1 protein-coding gene is annotated in these 935 nt (G+C 45.2%); it reads left to right on the top strand.

Features of this window, described 5'->3' with window-relative positions; genetic code table 11:
- Positions 1 to 264 precede the first annotated feature (264 nt).
- A complete protein-coding gene (locus DD606_RS25675) occupies positions 265 to 744 on the top strand; it encodes a reverse transcriptase domain-containing protein (protein ID WP_176691521.1) in 480 nt (159 codons plus the stop codon).
- Positions 745 to 935 lie beyond the last annotated feature (191 nt).

Raw genomic sequence — 935 nt, 5'->3', positions numbered from 1 at the left:
CTTGGAATTATCACACCATCATGATTGGACACACATTGGTACGGTTGTACGCATCCATTCTTGAGGAGCAACTAAGTAGATGGGCAGAGAGGAAGGGAGCGCGTGCAGCTGGGAAGGAAGGGTTCAGGAGAGATTTTTCTACTCTTGACCATATCTTGACACTCAGGGCCATCATTTAGTAGGGCAGATCCCATGGGAGACGGATCTATTGTAGCTTTGTGGACTTTTGCAAAGCATTTGACACAGTACCCCAAAGGTAGATTGATGCACAGATTACAGGAGATGGGAATACCCACAGAGCTCATTTTGGGGATCATGGCATTGTACAAATCAGTAATAGGGCATGTAGGCACCTCAAAGGGTCTATCTACATTGATTCACTCCACTATTGGGGTGAAGCAAGGCTGCCCGCTCTCTCCTACTCTATTTGGTATGTATGTTGATGAGGTGTCTGATTACATTGACAGAGATGGTGATAGAGGTGCCCAGCTAGCAGGGACGTGGATCCCATTGTTGCTATATGCTGATGATATTGTGCTGATATCTGACTCACCAAAGGGTATGCAACAACATTTGGATGCACTTCATAGTTTTGCAAAGGATAGTGGATTGTCTGTAAACCTTGGTAAAACCAAGGTTATGGTGTTTAACACCACACCGCAATGGGTCAGGAGATCAGTACCTACTTTCAATATGGTCAGGAGATTGTGGAGTATACAAATGCATAGACTTACCTGGGGGTAGTCTTTACTCGGCCGAGATTTTCTTTGAGAAGAGCAGCAGAGACTAAACTAACTAGAGCTGGTGCGGCTCTAGAGGGAATGGAGAGGATGTGTTTGCAGGTTCAGTTCCAAGAACCTAGGACAAAGTTATGGCTCTTTGATACTTTGGTTGCCTCTACTATGTTATATGGGTTGCAGGTTTGCGGACCTTCT

Origin of the sequence: Enterobacter cloacae complex sp. GF14B, from assembly GCF_004136805.1 — a bacterium.
In the GTDB taxonomy this organism is placed as follows: Bacteria; Pseudomonadota; Gammaproteobacteria; order Enterobacterales; family Enterobacteriaceae; genus Enterobacter; species Enterobacter hormaechei_C.
Note: the sequence above shows the minus strand (reverse complement) of the source record. Positions and strands in the feature narration are given on the sequence as shown.